The sequence below is a fragment of the Desulfosediminicola flagellatus genome (assembly GCF_005116655.2).
GTDB lineage: Bacteria > Desulfobacterota > Desulfobulbia > Desulfobulbales > Desulfocapsaceae > Desulfopila > Desulfopila flagellata.
Window position 1 is genome coordinate 703,974 of record NZ_CP050698.1, and the last position, 22,556, is coordinate 726,529.

Below are 22,556 nucleotides of genomic sequence, written 5' to 3' on the forward strand. Positions count from 1 at the left end.
CTTTGCATGACTCTTGCAATTTCAATTGGGGGCGAAATTAATCGGGGACAGCCCTTCCAGATAAAGTTGCAATAATCGTCTTCGTCGAAACGATCATCTTCTCCAGAACCAAAACTCACAATTATTGAATAACGACCGTTATCATCTGAATAGCGTCTCTTTGATTCACCGCAGGATTGACGCTGCGGGAAAAGAGTTGTCGAGCTTGAAGACTATCTGGACAATACCGGTTTTTAAGGCGCTTCAGGTTGGTTGGTTTGTGAACTTTTGCTTACAAATAAATTGTCTTGATGGATGCTCTTTTGTTGGTTAGGCTGTTCTGGTAATTATCCAGAATCATTTTTATAATAAAACGTTCAGTTTTGTTTTCTCTATTCAGAAGTTGCTGTTGCAATGTACACATTACTATCCTACGAATCTTTTATGAAAAGGAAATTGATGATGAAAAATTATCTGCTTTCAGTATTTGTATGTGTATTACTGTTGACTGTTATTCCCCAGCAAAGTGGTGCCGCAGTTTTTTCAAATATCGTTTCTTTTGGCGATAGCCTTACTGATAATGGAAACATTATGAGATATACAGATGGTGATATATGGGTTGAGTCTCTGGCGAATCATCTGGGTGTCTCACTATTGGATTATGCCTATGGTGGTGCAACAACAGGTGCATATAACGCCAATACTATTTCGGGTCAAACAACAGGCTTGTTATGGCAGGTAGACGAGACAAAAAACTACAAATACGATCCCTCTAGTATTACGGATACCAGCCTTGTAACTTTGTGGGCTGGTGCAAATGACTTTTTGCAGAGTATAGCTCAACCCACTCAAGATTTCAGTATCCCAACGGCCATGGGTAACATGACTGATGCCCTTGAAACTCTTTATGGGGATGGTGCTCGTAATTTTTTAGTTCCTAATCTTCCAAATATTGGGGGAAGTCCGGCTTTACTAGCTCAGGGAGGAGTTGCCAGTGGAGGTGCTACCGCCTGGACAGAGGCGTTTAATAGTGCATTGGCCGCCACCTTGTCAATTTTTGAAATACAGCATGATGTAAACCTCTATGGTGTAGATATTTTTAAAGTTTTTGATGCATGCCCCGTAGGAGATCTTTCAGCTTGGGAAGTTACCTCGGATAGGCCTATTTGGACTGGAACGGATACTTGGGGAGAGCTTTTTTGGTTTGATGGTTTTCATCCATCCTCTATCGGACATCAGTTGATTTACCAAGAGGCTGCGATGGCAATAGTTCCTGAACCAGCTACTGCATTGCTTTTTGGAGTAGGTATTCTAGGCCTTGCCGGAACTCAACGAAGAAAACGGTTGGCAAGTTGATCATATTTATCCACATGTTATTGAATTCTTGAACTTGTGAAGAGAGAGAAGGGCAAGTCTCTGCATGACCTTTGGAGATCTTAAAGGTGCTCCAATTGGAGCAGCCCAAATTAATATTTTGAAATAACAGTGGATATACGATTGGAAGGATGGGCATTTTTGTGTTAGGGCTCCTTCTTGTCAAATTATAAGTAATCTTAAGACAAAAAAATGGGGGGCGGACCAAGTTGATTCACTAGAATGCGCTCTCAAATTGCAACTGAACATTCAGTTTATATTGATATTTCAGTCTCCCTGGCCAATTATTTGAAATGTAAGCAAATGTGGGAAAACCTCATTAAAGTATCTTTCGTATCGGTTGCAAAAGGTTGCTGAACCTGCTAGATGAGTGCGTTGTGCCAAGAGACTATCGGTAAAATATTCAAGCCAGGGCGAATCGAAAGATACAGGTTTGGTTAGCGTATTGCTGCTGATAGGTTGAGTTAGTAATAGCTGTGTATACACAGCAGTCTAATATTTCAAAATAGTAGTAACTATTCAGCAGCACGACCCGGAGTCTTGGCTTACTTAACCCCGATCGGGCCGCTACGCATAGGCATACTATAGCGAATCGTACCGTTTGAGGCCATGTGGAGCACTGCTAAACAGTTACAGCTTCCAGGAAAGGGTAAGCATGAGATCTTGGCTGAATAGTTACAAAATTTATACAAATTGATACGTATTTCAGATTTATACAGATAATCAATATTGCTGCCTGGTTCCTTGAGTTGATCTTTTGAAACAGGTACGTTTCTCATCTTTTTTCAAGTGGCTGAATATCTATTTCATTATCCGCCTTTCGCGAAGGACTTACACATAAAATTTCTGGAATGTTGTCAAACAATATTATGCGTAAGCCCCTGACAAGCAATGCTATCCAAAGAGAGTTACCCAGTGTCACCAATCCTTGAATTACCAAAAAAATCTACCTCAACGTTCATAACAGAGTTTAACAGGCTTGCTGAAACGGCTCAGGACTACCGGCAGAAAATGATACATCACCTTACTCTTGTAGGAGTGTTCTTTCTGCTGATATTCTCATACAAGAATTTAAGCAATGGTCTTTGGGGTCTTGGGTTAGTACTTCTTGCGTGTAGTGTGACAGGCACGCTCAATTTACTCTATTATCGATTAAGAAAAAGAGATACATACACACTGTTCGTATTGAATTGTATTCTCATTATTCTTTGCCTGACACTACTAATCACGGGGGGGATTGAGAGTACGGGGATTCTCTGGATTTATCCGATTATGGCGATATGTCTTCTGGTTAATCGCTTTGCGGTTGGGCTGGTACTCGCCAGCATGCTTCTGCTCCTGAGTGCGCTGATATTGTACTTACCTAATCTTCACCCGCTTATAGCAAGCTATACAAACGTTGAATCCTCACGTTTTCTCTTTACCCTCACGGCTATGTCATGCATCTCATCACTGGGTGTGTATCACAAGGAAAAGGCGCTGGACTGTATTGTCAGTCTCCATGAACAGGATATGCAGAGACTCGCCTTCTTTGACAGCCTGACCGGGCTTGCGAATCGATCAAGTTTTAATCACTGGCTGCAAAAAATGATCGATCGTTTCGATCATGAAAAGAAGATCCTGGCACTACTGTATGTTGACCTGGATAATTTCAAACAGGTCAATGATGTCCATGGTCACCATGTTGGCGACGAACTTCTTGTAGAGTTTGGTAACAGGTTGTTCAACTGTGTGCGGCCTACCGACAGGACTTCGATGATAATTAACGATGAGGGGATAGCCCGGCTGGCAGGTGATGAGTTTGCTGTGACCATTGCAGGAGCGAGCTGCGCCGAAGAAATCGTCGTTGTTGCTGAACGTATTCTCGGTATCTGTAAGGACGGCTTTACCCTTGACGGTCTGGATCTGCAGGTCACCGTTTCTATTGGCATTGCTATATCGCAAGATGAACCTGTCAGTGCTGAGGTTTTGCTTAAGCAGGCAGATACAGCCATGTACCAATCGAAACGAAACGGGAAAAACAGTTATCAATTTTATACCGAGGATATCGCACGTTCAATATCAGAGCGTCAGGCAATAGAGGTCGGTCTGCAGCAAGCTCTTGCCGAAGATCGCTTTACGTTGATGTACCAGCCGATATATGCCAGCTCAAATCTGGCAATAACGTCAGTTGAAGTCCTTTTGAGATGTCAAGCTGAAGCGCTTCGCGGGATAGGCCCGGATACGTTTATACCGATTGCAGAATCTAGCGGTCTGATCAAAAAACTTGATCTTTGGGTTATCGAACATGCACTTGGCAGTTTTGGGAAGTTGCAGCAGGAGACCGGGTATACAGGAAAAATTTCCATAAATATTTCAACTGTCGAATTACACAATCCTACGTTTCCAGATCAGGTCGGTCAATTGCTCAGTAAGTATAATGTTGATCCGAGTCGGGTAGTTCTTGAAGTGACAGAAACAAGTCTGATGGAAAGCGATCAGCAGAGTTCTGCAACGTTGCACAGCCTAAAGGCTCTGGGGGTAACCCTCTCACTGGATGACTTTGGTACTGGCTATACAGCATTCAATCAGTTAATTCACTATCCGGTTGATTGTTTAAAAATTGATAAAAGTTTTGTTCAGGGCCTTTTCTCCGAGTCTGACCACCTTCACAAAATGGTAGATATTATACGAAAGCTAGCAAAGATTTATAACCTGAATGTTATTGCGGAAGGTGTGGAGACCGAAGAACAGATGAACTACCTGCAACAAATTGGATGCGATAGTCTACAAGGATACTATCTCTCTAAGCCGCTGGTCTATGATAACCTATTGAGCGTAATAAAAGAGAATACAACGGAGTGATGTTTTCTCTGAAAGTAAGAAACTAAATGGGTTTTGAGTGAAATTAAGCCCTATATATCGATACAATATGTAATTTTATACTGACCCCATTTGTTCATTAATTTGCCGGATTATTAAAAAAGCCCCTCCTGATTAGGAGGGGCTTGATTCTATTGGTGAGTAAACTATCTTCAAATCTCGAAGCGGTCGTTGTTCATCACCTTGGTCCAGGCCTTGACGAAGTCGTCGATGAACTTCTTCTCGCCATCCTCAGAGGCATAGGCTTCAGCGACTGCCCTGAGTTCTGAGTTGGAACCGAATACCAGGTCGACAGGTGTCGCAGTCCATTTCAGCTTGCCGCTGATACGATCATGCCCCTCGTACACGCCTTCTTCCTTCGATGGTGCCCACGTGGTAGACATGTCGAGAAGGTTGGCGAAGAAATCGTTGCTCAGCTGTCCCGGCTTGTCGGTGAATACACCATGCTTCAAGCCGCCGGCATTAGCGCCTAATGCCCGCATACCACCGACCAGTGCGGTCATCTCCGGTACTGTCAGGGCCAACAAGTCGGCCTTCTCGATCAGCATGTCAGCAGGAGAACCATAAGCACCGTCGTTGTAGTAGTTACGGAAGGCATCTGCCTTCGGCTCCAGTACATCGAACGAATGCACGTCGGTCATTTCCTGTGTCGCGTCACCACGACCCGGTTTGAATGGAACCTTGATCTCGTAACCAGCATCTTTTGCCGCCTTCTCGATAGCTGCAGCACCACCGAGCACGATCAGGTCTGCGATGGAGACTTTGCTGCCGGAGTTTTTTTGGACTTTTTCAAGTGTCTTCAGCACGCTGGCCAGTTCTTTCGGGTCGTTGGCTTCCCAGTCCTTCTGCGGAGCAAGTCTGACACGCGCACCGTTGGCGCCACCGCGCATATCTGAGCCGCGATAGGTAGAAGCTGATGCCCATGCCGCTCTGACCAATGCAGGTACTGTCAAGCCGGATTTCAGGATCTTCGCTTTCAGATCTTCCGCCTCTGTGGTGCTTATCGTATAATCGGAAGCCGGAACCGGATCCTGCCAGATGAATACTTCTTCTGGAATCTCACTGCCCACGTAACGGGCCCGCGGACCCAGGTCACGATGTGTCAGCTTGAACCATGCCTTGGCAAAAGCCTGGTCGAACTCTTCCGGGTTCTTCAGGAAACGCTCGGCGATCTTGCGGAAGCCTGGGTCTTCCTTCAGAGCGAGGTCAGTCGTAAGCATGACAGGCGGGTTATATTTACCTTTGACATGGGCGTCAGGTACGATTGTATGTGCACTTTCATCTGTTGGTATCCACACCGTAGCGCCGGCAGGAGTAACATGCTTCTGCCACTCGAACGAGAAGAGATTACTGAGGAACAAGCTGGACCATGTGGTAGGCGTTTCGGTCCAGGCACCTTCCAGGCCGCTGGTTATGGTGTCTTCAGCATTGCCTTTACCACACCTATTCTTCCAGCCCAGTCCCTGCTCTTCGATAGCAGCACCGGCAGGCTCTGGGCCTACACAGTCAGCTTTCACTGCACCGTGGTTCTTGCCCAGGGTGTGCCCACCGGCGATCAACGCTACAGTCTCTTCATCATTCATCGCCATTCTGCCGAATGATTCTCGTATGTCGTTGGCAGCAGAGACCGGATCGAGATTACCACTTGGGCCTTCCGGGTTCACATAGATCAGACCCATCTGCAATGCCGCCAAAGGCTTTTCGAGTTCGCCTTCCTTATTGTAACGTTTGTCGTTGCCAAGCATTTTGGTCTCGGGGCCCCAGTACACGAGGTCAGATTCCCAGTCGTCCACTCGGCCACCGGCGAAGCCCAGAGTTTCGAAACCCATCGATTCCAGCGCGACGTTACCGGTAAGTATCATCAGATCTGCCCAGGATACATTACGCCCGTATTTCTGTTTGATCGGCCACAACAGGCGCCGCGCTTTGTCCAGGCTGGCATTATCAGGCCAACTGTTAAGTGGTTCGAAGCGTTGCTGGCCGCCATCGGCACCGCCGCGTCCGTCATGTACGCGGTAGGTTCCTGCGCTATGCCAGGCCATCCTGATCATCAAGCCACCATAGTGGCCCCAGTCTGCCGGCCACCAGTCTTGTGACGTGGTGAGTACTTTTTCGATGTCCGCTTTCAGTGCCTTGAGATCGACGCTATTGAACGCCTTGGCGTAGTCGAAGTCATCACCGTACGGATTGGATTTGCTATCGTGGTCACGTAGAGGGCTAATGTCCACCTGATTCGGCCACCAGAAGCTGTTTGGCTTGGCTTTTCCACTGAACAGATTCTCCGATTGTGCCGCTGGCGCAATCGCGATCGCTAGGGCTGCGACCAGTAGTATGGTTTTCTTGCGCATTACTTCCTCCTAAGTTGTGTTGGTTGAGTATATTGTTGTTACTAAAGGTTTCAATCCTTTAGCATTTCAATACGTCAAGCCTATCTCCTGATCCTTGATAAAAAGCGACAATAGTCCCGATATAGAGCGAGTGAAAATGCCCGATTTTGAAAGCAATCAGGCGTTTTTCATTATCTATTTCTCTAAAAAAAGTATGACAATCTGGACCAGCGTGGACATTTGAACGAAAACCTACGGGTATGATTTATCTTCCCGCTCAACCTCTGATGTATTTTGGGGTCATAGTATTGAATGTATTCCCTATATTGCATGTGGTTTGACAGTCTGTTTCTAGTCATTTTACAAACCTATCGGCGGTAAAATGAAATCATGACAGATTCTCTTTGAGAATATAATGAGATAATAACAGTCTGTTATGAAGAGCAGACGCCGAAACCGTACCTTTTCGTTCCTGCCTTACAGCTGGTTTGGTTTTGTCGGTTGGCAGCTTAAGACTATCTGTGAAATTGTAGCATGAGGCCTAACAACAAACAATGTGACGGAGTAATACTAAATGTACTATTTGCAGCATCTATGAAAGTATTACACCGTATTTCTACTGAGAAGGATTTTAAATAATAAATAGAGTGGCTTACGCGGATTTTCTGAGAACCTCAACTTCTGACATTATTGTACCTCATCTCGTTTTAAAACACCCGTTACCACCAGCTTTTCCCACACTTTTTTCAGGTCATCCCTACTGAAAAGAGGTAGTAACAATCTGTTCGCCTATCATCAATCCTTACGAAGAAGACTTTAAGTGCAGAGCACTCAATGATGAAGGCAAATGCGTCGATACACTTAACAGCGTGTCAGAAAGCCCGAAACTCTCAGGAGGATACTTGGGGACGCTATATGTTTGTCAGGGCGTAACGGGGAAGTGAGTGAAAAAATCCCAGTTTCTTATTCAGAAATTCAGGATGTCAATTGCCATGCTTTGACCGAACCTTTGCAAGATTAGACAACTAGAAATACTTAAGTCTCCAACGTTATTTCTCTAATTTGACTATAAAGGAAGTTTTACCTGTCATTAGCTGTGATATTCAATATATTGCTTCCGTTTGGGAGGTTCCTACCCGAAAATGAGATAGAAGAATCTGGCCATTCTATCTACTACTAATGCAAGAATTACGATTTTGACATTTTAAGGAGTTTGTCTTGAAAGTATTACCCGTACTGATTTCAGCTAGTTTGTTGCTCTCTGGTTGCGCAAGCCTGAGTAAAAACGAATGTCTTAATGCCGATTGGATGATGATTGGCTATGAAGATGCACTGCATGGTCAATCATTGGATAGAATAGGTTTGCATCGTAAAGCGTGTGCCGATCATGGAATCACCCCCAATCTTCAGTCATATAAACACGGCTATGCTGAAGGGCTTTCAGGCTTCTGTACTTCCCGGAACGGATATAATAAAGGCTTGACGGGATACACATACAACGGCATCTGCCAAGGGGAAATGGAGCATCAATTTCTCAGCGGATATGATGCTGGACGGGACATATACCTGGCAACCTCGGAACTCAACTCAGCCAAACGCGAGATAGAGACAATTAACCGTAAGCTCAATTCACTCGAATCTCAGATAACATCACAGGAAAAGAAACTTTTTTCCACATCAGCTTCTCAAAATAAACGCCGTGAACTGTATGAAAATATACAGGATCTCAAATCAGAATTGGAGAGCCTGGAACTGAAAAGAGAACAGCTTTATGATGAGAAGTATCAACTCCAAGATCATCTGATTTTTCTTCAAAATAAATATCATGATTACAATTCCCAGTACTAATCGGAAGAATTGTAGTGGGCCAGGAGATAATCAGATAGATCATTTTTTTTCTGAAATCAGGGGCTTGTCGGAAAATTACGTATAGCCATATAGCTGATATCGGAGTCTACGCTACCTGCGAGCATTAATTTTTCGACAATAAAATCGAGTTGAGGGGAAGGGGGGCAGTCCGGACAGCGTTGAATGTATTTTGACTCCATTTACTCAATTCGTTACACATTGCTGATGAGTTGAGGTGTAGATCTATCTCATACTTCCCGGCCTGCTGTCCATTTTTCGATCTTCTTAAGTAACGTTTTAGGATCAATAGGTTTCACGGTATAGTCATCCATACCAGCATTGATACATTTTTCCAGGTCTCCCTTCATGGCATGAGCGGTGAGAGCGATAATCGGAACCTTAGAATTAATTATTGAAGATTCGGAATTTCGTATAATACCGGTGGCCTCTACTCCATCCATTTCCGGCATCTGGACATCCATAAGGACCAGATCGTAGGGAATCCTTTTTAAGGCATTGACCGCTTCCCGGCCGTTTGCCACCGCGCTAGCCTGATAGCCTAATTTCTTAAGTATTGTTAGTACGACCTTCTGGTTGGTCGTGTTGTCTTCGGCAACGAGTATGTGAACCAGACTTCTCCGCGCCTTAATCGCCGGGTCATCTAATCCTAGCGTAGGTAGGGGGGCAGTTTTTGCTTCAACCCTTTTTTCGGTGATCATTGCAAGGCAGTCAAAAAGTGCTTTTCGCTTTAACGGCTTCGTCAGATACGCAGCAAAACCGATCTCCTTTTTCCAGGAAGTGTCCACCAGTTGACCAAGAGGCGTAAGCATGACAAGAATGGTTTGCCTGAGGTCCGGATTACTCTTGATTCTTCGGCCGAGATCCTCCCCGCCCATCTGTGGCATGTGCATATCCAGGAGGGCAATATCAAAGGGATCATCATCTCTTACCGCCTGACGCAGTTTATCAAGAGCTTGTTGACCATCGGTTGCATCTTCCAGGCGACAATTGCAGGATTGGAGATGTTCTTTTATTACCTGCCGGCTCGTAGCATTGTCATCGACCATCATGATACGTTTTGTACCGATATCCTGAGGCATAAACGTCTTGAGGGGTTGATCTCCCGACTGTTTTTCAAGAGGAACCGTAAACCAAAATGTTGACCCTTTGCCAGATTCACTTAACACCCCAATCTCACCAGCCATCAACTCGATGAGTTCTTTGGAAATGGCAAGTCCCAGCCCTGTACCACCATATTGGCGGGTAGTAGAGGCGTCCACCTGCGAAAATGATTGGAATAAACCATTAAGGCGGTCTTGAGGAATCCCGATACCGGTATCCGTTACACTGCAGCGCACCGTTGCATGAGTGTCATCTTCTGTTTCAAGAGAAGTTCGAATTACCACTTCGCCCTTTTGTGTAAACTTGATGGCATTGTTAGCCAGGTTCGTCAGGATCTGGCGAAGCCGTCCGGAATCACCTCGAACAAAGGCAGGAATCTCATTACCCATCATAACAGCCAATTCAAGTCCTTTTGCGTGAGCACTGACAGCCAGGACATCAGTTACATCTTCTATTGTGCTTCTGAGGTCAAAGTCCTGACTATCAAGATCCAGCTTGCCGGCCTCGACTTTGGAGTAATCCAGGATGTCGTTAATCACTGTGAGAAGCGAATCTGCGCTGCTCTTTGCAGTTAACGCATACTGTAGCTGTTCTGGAGTCAACTCGCTTTCAAGTAAAAGACCAGTCATGCCAACCACTCCGTTCATAGGTGTACGGATTTCATGACTCATATTGGCAAGGAATACACTTTTAGCTCTGGTGGCTTCCTGAACCTTGGCAATAGATTCCTGCAGGGCGATTTCTGCCTGGTTGCGTTTAGCAATGTGACCATCAACAGATTTGACCATTACATCAAATGTCTTCACCAAAGTCTGAATCTCATTGCCCTCAAACGTGGTAATTGGCTCAGCCGAATAGCGTTTAGCCAATGTCTCGGCTTTTAAGCGTAAGCGCCTTAACGGTTTTGTGAAACTGTAAGCAAATATAGATCCAATGAGAGCGGCGATGGCAAAAAGGATAAACGAAGAGTTCACCATTCTCTTCTTTTCATTGTGCATGAGGCTATACATCGAACTGATATCGCTACGCACCACCAGAAAGAAGGATTCATCAGTTATCCGTAACGGGGCAAACATGAACATGCATTCGTTATCGCTGTCTTCGAAGAAGAAAACCTTATCCTGCTCCAGTGAATCATCCCATTGGGACAAAAACGTTTCGAGAGAGGATTTTGCTTCAGCTGGAAGTGGTACTCGAGCACCAACTGCGGCCCCGCTCAATTCCAGAAAAGAAATCTGGGTGTGCGTTGCAGCGCCGATTTTGTCGGCAAACTCAGTGTTGACCCGAATCGTCAAAATAATGGCGCCAATGATTTCATTTGCTGATGTTATGGGGCCTAATACCCTGACGACCCAATTGTCGCGTGTTTTCGAGGTTACTACTATTTGTTCCCCATCAAGAGCCTCATCCAGACCCCATATATTTTTCAGTTCTGCCGGATCGTGTATTGACTCGCTTGAATATATACGGGTTCCCTCCCTGTTCGTAACGGTTACACGGTCGGCGACCAAATCGAGATTCGTTCGTTCCATTACTTCTGACAAGGATACATTTTGGCTGCCGGAAACTGTGTCATGGGTCAGCAGATCAATAATATCACGATGGGTTTCCAGCATCTTCGATAGCATCAGAAGTTTATCAAGCTTTTCCGCGATAATCGATTTGACAAGGAGTCGTATCTGCTTGCTTTTTTCATACTCTCGCACGATGAGACTCTGCTCAAGAGCTCTGCTGCCGATATGATATGTCGCGAATATTGTACCTAAACTGACAAATGCAAGCAGGATGATGATTGGGTAAGCCAAAGAATATGTGCGCTTCATAGTATTAATGTCGTCCTACCGGGACGAGTCCATTTCGCACGAGTTCCCGCTTGCCTTCATCAGAAAAGAGATAATCAAGAAAACTTCTGGCAAGATCCGTGAGTCGTGTTTCTTTGTAGATAATGGCGTAATCTCCCACAAAAGGATACTTGCCTGACAGAACGTTGTTTTTACTGGGCATTATGCTATCGATACCTACTGGTTTTATCTGACTACCTGCCGGTATGGAAGATTGGGCGAGCCAGCCAATAGCTCTTTTGTATTTCAACAACGCATCTACCATTTCATACTCGTGATATAGAACCTTTCCTTTATCTGTGAACGTAATGGTTCTAAATGGCTCAATATGATTTTGTATGATTGTAAGAGATGAGTCATTCGCTTCTCTTAGCAATACACGTATGTTGGCGATATTGGCTCCAACGTCCTGCCAATTGTCTATTTCTCCTGAAAAAATTCCTATTAACTGGGTACTGGAAAGGGTGTCTACATTGACTTTACTACCCACAGCAAACACGATGCTATCTTTTGCAAAAACTTGGTACGTGAGTCCCTGGCCGACCTCTGTATCATTTAGCGGCCTTGCAACCCTGGCCAGCACAGAATCATTGCTCAGTAAGCTATTAATACCTCCGCCTGATCCTACGCTTGAGGGAATTACCACGCTATGCTCCGGATGGTGTTTATTATAGGATGCTGCTATTTTTTTTAATATTGATTCGGATGCTCCGGTACCTGGAATCACAAGGGTTTCGGCCACTATTGATTGAGCCCATAGAAAGGGGCCTAGCACAAGCAGGGCAGCGAGAGTCAATTTGTTCATAGTCATAACGTTAACGCATTGTGTTTTCTGAGAAATAATAATTATTTCAGGGGGTTAACCAGAGAGGCCGTCCGGGAATGGCTTTTTGTCCAAAATCTTCGGAATTTTCAAAAAATAAGCGCAGCCATAGGTATATAACATTGCGAGCATTAATATTCCAATATAACGACGATATGGGCGGAAGGACATCGGCGGACAGCCTCCTGGAAGAATGATACCAGAAGCTATCCCCGCATACCCGTATCAGTCATTCTCTTTTGAGACTGCGTAATGCAGACTGTAAGGTGATATTGATGAATTCTATTGTCAATGACTGAAGGAATCAAGTGTTCACCTGCATACTTGCCCGGCCAATGCTTGAACCATCAGGCATATGTCTCCGCTTGTTATTATCAAATTTCTTCGATTTGAGAAGAACTGCCTAATCGCGGATGGCCTCCTAGTTTTCACATCCGGAAGGCGGGCAGTGAGCGTAAGTGTCCAGCTGGCAGCACCACTAATGGGCCTTTGTGCAAGATTTTCGATCGAATTAGATTCCACCACATACTTTTAAGACGTATCGTAACGACGTACAATGTGATGATAGGTACTGGTCTTAAATTGATACAACTTGCCCTGTCAGCACTTCAGTATTATATTGAATGGTAAAATAGAATTCAATATAAGGAGGTTGGTGTGGAATCTGAAAATTTTGTTAAGTACAGGAACAGACTGGGTAAAACGCAAAAAGAAATAGCCGAACTTCTTGGAGTATCTATAAAGACTATTCACAGTTACGAACAGGGATGGAGAAAAATCCCGAATTATATTGAGCGACAGGTATTTTTTCTGCTGAGCAATCGCCGGAAACACGTGGAGAGCGCTCCCCCATGTTGGGAAGTGAAGCAATGCGGGTTGAAGGAGCAATGCCCTGCCTGGGAGTATAACTGTGGACATCTTTGCTGGTTTATTTCGGGGACTAAGTGCTGCTGCACGAAGGGCTGTTCTCTCGAGGAAAAAACTGCCAAATGTCTGTCGTGTGATATCCTGAAGTCTCGACTTGAATAATGGATAAGTGTAATGACGGATGAGTCGGCTCGGATGTCGCAGGAATACTAAGTTTTTAAAATGTAATTTCAGGCGTCTGATTGCTCAAGTGTGTCAGTTGGGGTCGGACTGATTTCACCTTCTTAAATCAATGCAGATGTGTGCTTTACAAAGATCGACCCTGCGCTTAGAAATCTCTTTTTTCGCTGGAAACTCCCTTTTAAAATTACAACTCCTCCAAACCAGATTGTCAGTATGAAAAGCACGAAGTCATGTTTACCCTTGACTCTTGTTCGTTTGGATGGTTCAAGGCAGTGCAGCCCCCCATTTTACAACCATTAAGTGCTGCTTATTGGCTTGTAACATTTCCTTTACCATTCATTCTGTGATATTCACATCATGAGAGACCACGTGTTTGTAATGTGGAAATGTCAAAATAGACATCTTCTACAAGCTCGTTAGCAGGTTGGCCCCGTACGAATTGGGGAAGCATGACGGGAAAATCTTTATTCGTAACAATACGATATACTTATAGGATATATTTGTCAGTGGAGAACAAAATAAGCAGTGAGATATGTATAAAATGTGCTGAGTGCTGTAAAAACTATCCTTTTGTCGTATTATCTCAACATGATATTTTCGAGTTAGAAAAGAAAACAGCCTTGCCCTTTGATGCTTTTACGAACCAAAAAGGTGGGGCAGTTGAAGTATATTTTTTAGATTTTAAAAAAAACGGAGAGTGTATTTTCTTAAATGAGAATAATGGCGATTATTCTTGTAATGTATATGAAGCACGACCAGCGATTTGTAGAAAGTATCCTGGAAAAAAAAGTCAGGATGAAGTCTGTGATTCAAATAGGAAAAGGATTCAGCAATCGGGAGTCGGACTAACCCAACTTGCTTGAATCGCCATAGATATGTGACTGGAAGTGATCGTTGTATCCCAGGAATCCCCGTTTTCCCGTTAAAACTCTCTTTTAAGAATTACTACCTTTCTCATCATTACATTATTTCTTGCGGTGAAGCACACGTGCTTCAAGAGCCAACAGCACCTTACGGTGCTGTTTTTAAGAAGCACATCGTTAACTTGGTCCAACCCCCCTCAAAAAAAAATTCTAAAATTTCCAGGGGCGTTATCAACAATGAGTTACTCATGGGTATACTGAACACCGGAAGTCGTCACGGTTGTTCGACACTCATTTGGATGTATCGCCGCCGCCTTTCCCGCCTTTAGCCTTCATCTTGTCCAGGAGATTGGCAAAAGGGGTATGTGTGGAAAGTGGTTGTTTATCACCATCTGAATTATGCGTGGGTAGTAATTCAGCATCAATTAACCGGGAGTGCTCGTTGTCGTGGCAGTAAATGCACAACATCTCCCAGTTGCTGCCATCGGGAGGATTGTTCTTATAATTATGATCTTTATGATGAACGGTCAGCTCCCGCAGCTTCTTGCCTGTAAAATCACGGCCGCAGCTGGCACAGACCCAGGGCAGGATTTTCAGCGCCTGTTCGCGGTATTCAATTTTTTTCATTAGCGTCTACGTGTAAATATAGAAAAATCACATTATGCTGAAAGCATTACCGCTTTCAGTCCCTCACAAAATCATCCAGAAGTTGTTTGTCATAACAGGCCTTTTCAAAAAAGAGCCCTGCTGCCGGAGCAGTATGATGTGATGGAATCTCCGATGCACTTCCGCTGCACAGCCCCCGAATATCATCTTCTGTCAGCCGGTGACAACCGACTTCAACCAGTACACCAACTATTCGACGCACCATGTGCCAGAGAAAATGAGAGCCAACTACACGAATACGGATTGCATCCTGATCCTCAACGACATCTACCTTGTGGATAAGCACTTTTGTAGATTTTTTAAGCTCTTTTTTTTCAGCAAATGCTGCAAAATCATGCATTCCTTCCATGAGAAGAGCTGCGCTTCGCATTGCATCGATATCCAGCTTCTCGCGTACCCACCAGCTGTATCGTTTGCCGAAAGCTGATTTGCTACTGCGCAGCTGATAGATATAGCTTCTGGCGACACAGTTATGCCGGGCATGAAACAGTGGATCGGCCGGCTCAACCGCCATAACGGCAATATCCTTCGGCAAGGTCTCATTCAGCATTTGCTCCACAACGTGTGGCTTCAGCTTACTTGCCACTTGAAGATGAGCAACATATTCGAGGGCGTGTACACCGGCGTCGGTACGACCGCATCCTTGAATATCGATGGTAGCATCCTCACCAAAAACACGCGCTGCCCCTTTGAGTAGATCGCCCTGCACAGTTCTGGCGTCTTTCTGTTTCTGCCATCCGCTGAAATTTTTACCGTCATACTCCAGAGTGAGCTTGTAACGACGGGTGGTTGGTTTTCTGGTCATGATGCAATCCTTATAGTAATTCAGCAGATGTCTACCGATAGGTAGTTCCTGTCCGAAAACGATGCTTTTCATATAACTCTTGGAGTCTACGCTTAGTTCGTTGCTTTCAAGATTTTATCCTCGAAGGTAGGCGTAGACTCCGATATCAGGTATATAGCTGTGTTCAAAATCTGATCTGCGCCTTGATCTTGAGCAAAATACTGAGTTTTCGGATGGAAACTATTTAATTATACACGGTACAATGTATACACGGTGCAACGTAAAGAAACGACCCCGGGTTCTCCCCGCCCAGTTATCAGTTCAATCGAAACGAACCTCTGTATATTCTTACTATAATTGGCAATTGGAGTCGGACCAGGTTAATCTGCTCGAATAACATCAAATATCTGCCCATCCTATTACTCCGGCGGTCTTCCTTTTGCAGGCAGACCTTCCGGATTAAAAATATTCCAGTAAACCTTCCTGTGTTTTTTCAAAACCTTTGAGTTCATCCCACATATCCTGTTGCGGCAGTTCGCTGGCGGATTGCGTTTGCATTATGAAAACAGCGGCAAAAAGCTCTGCCTGGTCTTGATTAAGCTCAAAGTCTGCGTGGTGCTTTACCCGTTCAACCACGATGTTTTTAGTCGGGCTGAGTTCAATGGTGGAAAAAGGGTTGCGGTAGCTTACCGACGATTTTTGATACGCGCCGCTATGGGCAACGAGGAGTCGCAGTCCATCGGTTTGTACCAGTGGCCAGAGGCTCGGGTGTAGCGTCAGTTGATTTTTGGCACCATTGATTTTCCATAGGGTTTCTGCATTACTCTGCTTGCCAAAAGAACTGATAATGTTGTGGAGTTTGGCCGGTTTGCCCAGCAGGGTCAACGTACGGATAAAGCCGCTCTCTGTCAGGCTTTCGAAGCCATGGAGGAGAAAAGATGCATTACGCCGCCGCGAAGCACCACCCTGAAACCGGTTTTTATAAGGGAACGAGCAGTAATTAATCGGTAGATCGATGCCCTCCCGAATACCATGTTGCAGTATCTCCAAAGCCGCCAGTTCGGAATCGAGGACAGTGATCTTCTCGCCATGAATATACCGATAGTTGCGGGCCTGCAGTTGGTCATAATTAAAAGGAGTCAGGCGCAGCTGGTGTAGATTGAGATGCTGTACGCCGGTATCCCGCAATTCGCTTAGCAAACATTTCATCCTTTCCTTTTCTTCAGGAATGGCAGGAATCTCAACCGTCACTGTCGGTATCAGCCCGACAGCCCGTGACAATGGCTGCAGGTTATAGTCGATGGCGCCAATATCAAAACGGATCTCATCAAGCCCTGCGTCCCGCAATTTGGATAAGGTTTCAACCGTAGCCAGGGTGCCGTTGGTGTAAAGCCAGACATGTATGCCCGAGCCGAAACGTCGTTTGATCGCGCGGATGAAGGCTAGTGAGCGCTCCAGAGTTAAGAGAGGCTCCCCGCCACTGATACTTGCCCCAGCAAAACCGAATCGTTCGAGGTAGGCTACATAATCGGCGGGATGGTCAAACTCAACCGAGTTTGTGGTCGGCTTTCCGATCTCGTCCTGGGAGGTCGGACAATAGAAACACCTACAATTACATTTACCGCTGATGAAAAGACACGACCAATTCCCTTCCGTGCAGATCTTGCATCCAGGAGAGAGTTTGCGCATATCGAGTTTGGTGCCGAGCAAGTCGGTAACCACTGTGCCATGCAGTTCCGCCAGATATTCAGACCGCTGCTGCTCCGCGATCTGCAGAGCATGATTGTCAGGGAATTTGAGGCTCTGGTAACGCTCGCCAAATTCCCGCTGATTGGTGGCGACTATCTTGTCGCGTTGTCGTACTGATAATGTCATGATCCCCTCGCATGGGAAATAAGCCTTTCGCACAAGAACGTCGATTGGCCAAAATAAACGTAGAAAAACGTAATATTAATCAACTCTCAGGAAAGAGTTTTGAAGGCTTTTCCAAGATAATCCGAGGGGCAACAAGGATCTCTGGAAGGTACTGGCGGCCGATGTCCGCGAAAAGAGTTTGTGAGGTAACAGGTAGCAGACCACTGCTGTTTACTGTTCCCTGGCTGCCCAAAAAAATATGACTGAAACGCTGCATGTCCCTGACATGGTCATTCCCAAAGATGGCGAGTATTGATGTTCTGCACATATACGTGACCGGTGCGCAATCTGCAATATCTCATTTAACAATTACACTCTCACCTGATCACATAAAAGTGCAAGCGTTTCAATAGCCAGCAGGACCCTGCATTGCTGTTTTTTATGAGCAAATGAGACTTTGCGGTAAGAATAATGTTTTTTGAGGGCAATTGTTATATGATATCAGTGCGTTAATGTGGTTCGGCTTGAATTTTATACCATTTTATACAGCTATTTCTTTTCATCAATTCCATGTAATGATTAATTCTATACAGAACACTTCATTCCAACGTATACACCAAAGGTCGGCTGACATTGATATTCCATCGTTTTCAAAATCATCTTAAAGTCCTGCTTCTTGGGAAAAAGCATAATTTGCCGGCTGAGGAGAATCGCCGTTACCTGCTTGTAATGATAATAGGTCTCCTGGCCGTCTTTGTTCTGACAAGTGTTGCCACTGCATCCTTGATTCAGGGAAACACGAAAACAGCCTTAGTGGATTATCTTGCCAGTCTGGTTCTCTGTGCTCTGCTTGCGGTTTATCGCTGGACTGACTACCAAAAACAATGTCGCTATGCGGGCGTAGTGTTTATGTACTCGCTATATCTTTATCTCTTTGCGAGTCAGGCAGCTCAAGGCACCACGTATATGTGGCATTACACATATCCATTTTTTGCAATATTCCTGCTTGGTCCTGCACACGGCACAATTGCCACTATCCTGCTGTTCATTCCTGCGTATTCTTTGACAATTCTGGATGCTGTCACCCCCGACTCCGGAATCTACTCAATGGGTTTTGTTGTTCGCTACATACCTTCTACAATCGTGGCACTTATATTCGCTTATCTGTTTGAGATAGAAAGACTGCGTTTTAAAGCTCAGACAATGAAGGCGTATCAGGAACAGGAAGCAATTATCGCACAGCGAACTGAGCAACTTCAGCAGGAGATAGCTGACAAAGAAAAAATTGCAGAACAGCTCAGACAATCTCAAAAGATGGAAATGATCGGCACACTGGCAAGTGGTGTTGCTCATGATTTAAATAACATCCTTTCAGGAGTGGTCACATACCCACAACTTATTCGAACGGAGCTTCCCGACGATAGCCCTATCACCAAAAAACTGGTGTTAATAGAGCAGGCTGGCAAAAGGGCTGCAGATGTGGTCAGCGACCTGCTTACTCTGGCACGTGATGTTGCTTCAGTGAAGGAACCAACGGATGTCAATCGGGTCATAACAGAGTTTATTGATTCTCCTGAGTGGAGAACGATGGTTACACCGTACCCTGGGGTACAGATCAAAACCGAGCTCAATGCGGAACAGGCCGTTGTTCTTTTTTCTCCGGTTCATTTAAGAAAATGTATCATGAATCTATTGCTCAATGCAGTCGAGGCAAGCCGACATGAGGGGCTTGTGACAATATCCACATCTATAGATACCGAAAATGAAGTCGACGAGCACTCTGGCACTGAGAATAAATATCTTATTATAACGATCTCCGATCAGGGAGCGGGTATTGCACCTGAGCATCTTGAGCGTATTTTTGAACCGTTTTATACAACTAAGAAAATGGGGAGAAGCGGTTCGGGGCTCGGTCTCTCGGTAGTCTGGAACACCATTAAAGAGCATAAAGGTACCATCACCGCCCAAAATACGGCCACAGGTGCACAATTTACTCTTCGTCTTAAGCTCTTACCGGAGAATTCCATTTTAGCTATAAGTGCCTCTCCCTCCTTAAAGAATATGCGTGGTACAGGTACTGTCCTGATTGTCGATGACGAACCCAGTCTTGCAGAAATTGCACTTAACGCTATAGAAGCACTTGGCTATTCAGGTGTGGCTGTAAGCTCCGGTGAAGAAGCTGTACAGCATCTCAAGGTTGAAAATTTTGATATTGTTCTCCTTGATATGGTACTCAACACAGGTATGAGCGGATGCGAGACCTATCAGGAGATAATTTCATTTAAACCAGAGCAGAGAGCTATCATTGTCAGTGGTTATTCCACCAGCGATGATGTGGATAAAACGCTTGAACTTGGCGCGTGTACTATTGTCAGAAAGCCGTATTCACTCGAGGAACTGGCAGGAGCAATTAAAAAATGTCTGGCGAGTGAGTACGATTAGCTGGGAAAGGGGACAAATGTGTTCGGGCTACTTTTCGGATGGTCTGCTCACCCCTGATTTCACCCAATCATTTCCTCAAGCCCATAACCACGAATCTTCCTCCGTAGTGTATCCTTTGAGATTCCCAATTCCCGACAGGTTTTCATCTTCTTCCACTGATTGCGTTCAAGTGATTGTAGTATTGCCAACTTCTCTATATCTTCAAGTGACTTACCAGTTGAATCGTTGATTGAAAGCCCGGAGTTTATAGTGTTCTCGCTGGAAAGACTTTCTGGCAGGTGAGATGGCAGGATATAGCCGCCGGGGCAGAGGATAAATCCATATTCGATGATATTTTCAAGCTCTCGGATATTGCCCGGGTAGTTAAAGCGCATGAGGATATTCATGACCTCATCACTGACCCCAACAATGTCTTTTTGCTTTTCTGCTCTGAATTTATCGACAAAATGGTCTATAAGCAGCGGGATATCTTCAATCCGGTCTCTGAGTGGTGGAAGCTGTATTTTAACGACGTTTAAGCGGTAGAAAAGATCATCGCGAAAGTCGCCTTCTTTTACGAGTTGTGAGAGGTTGCGGTTGGTGGCGGCGAGTATTCTGACATTGGCCTTGACCGGAACGTTGCTGCCAAGCGGTTCGTACTCTTTGTTCTGAAGTACACGAAGGAGTTTAACCTGAATGGACTGTGGAATATCGCCAATCTCATCAAGAAAGAGGGTGCCGCCTTCTGCTGCGGCAAAGCGGCCTTCTTTATCTTTTTTAGCATCGGTGAATGCCCCGGCTTTATAGCCGAAAAGTTCAGATTCGAGCAGTGTTTCGGGCAGTGCTCCGCAGTTGACAACCACGAATGGATTTTCGCTTTTTACTGAACTGTTATAGATGGCTCTGGCAATGAGCTCTTTACCTGTGCCGCTTTCTCCAAGAATAAGCACATTGCTCTCACTTCGGGCAATATCCGGCAATATCTGGAAGAGGCGTTGCATAGGTGGACTTTTACTGATTATTGCGTCGAAGGTGAAATTCTTCATCAACTGCTGTCTGAGACTTATTTCTACACTGAGATCCCGAAAGGTCTCAACACCTCCAACAACATTTCCGTCCTGATCCAGAAGCGGGGCGGCGCAAATACTTACTGACGCGCATTCTCCATCTTTTGTCTGGATATTGATCGATCGGTTGGAAATGGGTGCCCCGGTATAGAGGCTTTCTGCAATTGCACAGTTCTTTCCACAAATAGAGGAGTGAAAGACATCGCTGCAGAATTCGCCGATCGCCTCTTCACGTTTCCAGCCGGTGATAAGTTCTGCTGCCATATTAAACGAGGTTATTCGCCAATCCCTGTCTACGGTAAAAACTCCATCCGCGACAGAATCCAGAATCAGGGTGGTCTGCTGGCGACTTGTGCTGTCTCTAAACGATTGAACGCCGCCAAGCGCATTGCCCTGCGGATCGAGAAATGGTGCCGCACTGGCACTCACCGGGATTGAAGCACCGCTTTTTCCGCGAATAAAGATTTCTTTATCGACGATTGTTGTTTTCTCATTCATGCAGGTCGTCAGTGTGCACTTATCCAAAGTGTTATCGGCGAGAAGGACTTCGGCGCAAACTTTTCCCAGCACTTCCTGTGACTTCCAGCCGGTAATCTTTTCAGCGGCCTTATTAAATGATGTTATGACGGCATGTTCATCAACGGTGAATACTCCGTCTGCTACAGCATCAAGTATAATATCATGCTGAAGGGAGGCGGTAATATCACTGAATGTTTCTACTCCACCGATTATATTATTACTGAGATCAACAAGCGGCGTTGCAGATATATGAACAGGAATTTGATGGCCGCTTTTGCTGGTGATGTAAAGGATTCTCCGTGTGATTCCCAGTGAACTGTTTATCGAACTGGTAATGGGGCAATCTTTGCTGCAAAGCGAAGTGCGAAAAATTGTTCTGCACTTTTGGCCGATTGCTTCAGTTTTTGTCCAGCCTGTTATGCGCTCTGCTGCAACATTAAATGATGTGATCTTTCTATCGTGGTCTACTGTAAATACCCCTTCGGCAATCGAGTTCAGGGCCAGTCTGCTTGCAGCAAGCGGGGTATTGAAATCTGTAAAATTGATGACTGCGCCAGCGATACTTCCCTTGTCATTTGGCAGAGCAATGATCTGAACCTGAAGCGGTGAATATTTTCCGGCAAAGGTATGGTCCAGGCTGAAGTCGGCTGAGTTGCTTCCGTTTGGTTCTGCTATGCGTACCAGCTGTTTACATAATGTTGCGTAACGATTATCGGAGCCGAACAGAAGAAGGAAATTTTTACCAATGATGTCTGCAGCCTGCTTGCTGAAAAGATAGGCAGCTGAAGGACTGCAGGAGGTAATATTCAGGTCACCGTCAACAGTGATATGTCCGCTGTCTGAGAGGGGAGCCTTTTGATGAAAGAGATGAAACATGTATAACCTCTGCAGTGCCGTACGATTGCTCGTTAGGTCTGCTGCTTTTGCAATAGGTTTATAGCGCGTGGGATTCTCAGAAGCCGATATAAGAATATCATAGATATGTTGCATATGCACGTAAAATACTGGTATTATGTCGCTGTGTTGACAGTTGAATGCAGTAAAAAAGGTGAATGACGAAGTTCATCCAGTAAGATGTGTTACGGTGTGATAATAGGTTAGGTGGTTGGCCTGAAAACGTTGTTATAAAACATAGCTGGATTAACCTGGGAAATGA

Annotated in this window: 13 protein-coding genes; 6 read left to right on the plus strand and 7 right to left on the minus strand. The window is 45.1% G+C overall.

The features are described from left to right. Window positions 1–438: 438 nt before the first annotated feature. Window positions 439–1,335: an SGNH/GDSL hydrolase family protein gene (locus FCL46_RS03035; protein ID WP_167506062.1), complete on the plus strand. Its 897-nt coding sequence runs from the start codon at window positions 439–441 to the stop codon at window positions 1,333–1,335. A gap of 933 nt (window positions 1,336–2,268) precedes the next feature. Further along, window positions 2,269–4,197: a putative bifunctional diguanylate cyclase/phosphodiesterase gene (locus tag FCL46_RS03040; RefSeq protein ID WP_167506063.1), complete on the plus strand. Its 1,929-nt coding sequence runs from the start codon at window positions 2,269–2,271 to the stop codon at window positions 4,195–4,197. Between the two features lie 170 nt (window positions 4,198–4,367). Here FCL46_RS03040 and katG read toward each other — a convergent pair whose 3' ends face one another. Beyond that, on the minus strand, window positions 4,368–6,563 hold the full coding sequence (gene katG / locus FCL46_RS03045; protein ID WP_136810232.1) for a catalase/peroxidase HPI: 2,196 nt from the start codon (window positions 6,561–6,563) through the stop codon (window positions 4,368–4,370). A gap of 1,197 nt (window positions 6,564–7,760) precedes the next feature. Here katG and FCL46_RS03050 point away from each other — a divergent pair. Further along, window positions 7,761–8,390 (plus strand): DUF2799 domain-containing protein, encoded by a 630-nt coding sequence (locus tag FCL46_RS03050; RefSeq protein WP_136810233.1) that lies wholly within the window; start codon window positions 7,761–7,763, stop codon window positions 8,388–8,390. A gap of 248 nt (window positions 8,391–8,638) precedes the next feature. Here the strand turns inward: FCL46_RS03050 and FCL46_RS03055 are convergent, their stop codons facing one another. Together FCL46_RS03055 and FCL46_RS03060 are read right to left on the minus strand one after the other, a co-directional pair. Next, window positions 8,639–11,335 (minus strand): hybrid sensor histidine kinase/response regulator, encoded by a 2,697-nt coding sequence (locus tag FCL46_RS03055; protein ID WP_136810234.1) that lies wholly within the window; start codon window positions 11,333–11,335, stop codon window positions 8,639–8,641. Between the two features lie 4 nt (window positions 11,336–11,339). Next, on the minus strand, window positions 11,340–12,158 hold the full coding sequence (locus FCL46_RS03060) for a substrate-binding domain-containing protein (protein ID WP_167506064.1): 819 nt from the start codon (window positions 12,156–12,158) through the stop codon (window positions 11,340–11,342). Window positions 12,159–12,833: 675 nt separating this feature from the next. On the opposite strand from FCL46_RS03060, the gene FCL46_RS03065 reads away from it, so the two are divergent. Next, complete coding sequence (locus FCL46_RS03065) at window positions 12,834–13,205, plus strand: helix-turn-helix domain-containing protein (protein ID WP_136810236.1); 372 nt, start codon at window positions 12,834–12,836, stop codon at window positions 13,203–13,205. Between the two features lie 527 nt (window positions 13,206–13,732). Then, window positions 13,733–14,089, plus strand: a complete 357-nt coding sequence (locus FCL46_RS03070) for a YkgJ family cysteine cluster protein (RefSeq protein ID WP_167506065.1) — start codon at window positions 13,733–13,735, stop codon at window positions 14,087–14,089. A gap of 291 nt (window positions 14,090–14,380) precedes the next feature. On the opposite strand, the gene FCL46_RS03075 is transcribed toward FCL46_RS03070, so the two are convergent. The 3 genes from FCL46_RS03075 to FCL46_RS03085 all read right to left on the minus strand — a co-directional run bounded on the left by FCL46_RS03075 (window position 14,381) and on the right by FCL46_RS03085 (window position 17,414). Continuing rightward, the gene (locus FCL46_RS03075; RefSeq protein ID WP_136810238.1) at window positions 14,381–14,716 is read right to left on the minus strand and encodes a YajD family HNH nuclease; all 336 of its coding nucleotides are present in this window, start codon (window positions 14,714–14,716) and stop codon (window positions 14,381–14,383) included. Window positions 14,717–14,771: 55 nt separating this feature from the next. After that, a complete protein-coding gene (gene truA / locus FCL46_RS03080) occupies window positions 14,772–15,632 on the minus strand; it encodes a tRNA pseudouridine(38-40) synthase TruA (protein WP_228723317.1) in 861 nt (286 codons plus the stop codon). 366 nt (window positions 15,633–15,998) lie between these two features. After that, window positions 15,999–17,414, minus strand: coding sequence for a radical SAM protein (locus FCL46_RS03085; protein WP_136810239.1), 1,416 nt, complete (start codon window positions 17,412–17,414; stop codon window positions 15,999–16,001). A 612-nt stretch (window positions 17,415–18,026) separates the two neighbouring features. Here FCL46_RS03085 and FCL46_RS03090 point away from each other — a divergent pair. Continuing rightward, a complete protein-coding gene (locus FCL46_RS03090) occupies window positions 18,027–19,835 on the plus strand; it encodes a hybrid sensor histidine kinase/response regulator (protein ID WP_136810240.1) in 1,809 nt (602 codons plus the stop codon). 59 nt (window positions 19,836–19,894) lie between these two features. Here the strand turns inward: FCL46_RS03090 and FCL46_RS03095 are convergent, their stop codons facing one another. Further along, window positions 19,895–22,276 (minus strand): sigma 54-interacting transcriptional regulator, encoded by a 2,382-nt coding sequence (locus FCL46_RS03095; RefSeq protein ID WP_167506066.1) that lies wholly within the window; start codon window positions 22,274–22,276, stop codon window positions 19,895–19,897. Between the last annotated feature and the right edge of the window lie 280 nt (window positions 22,277–22,556).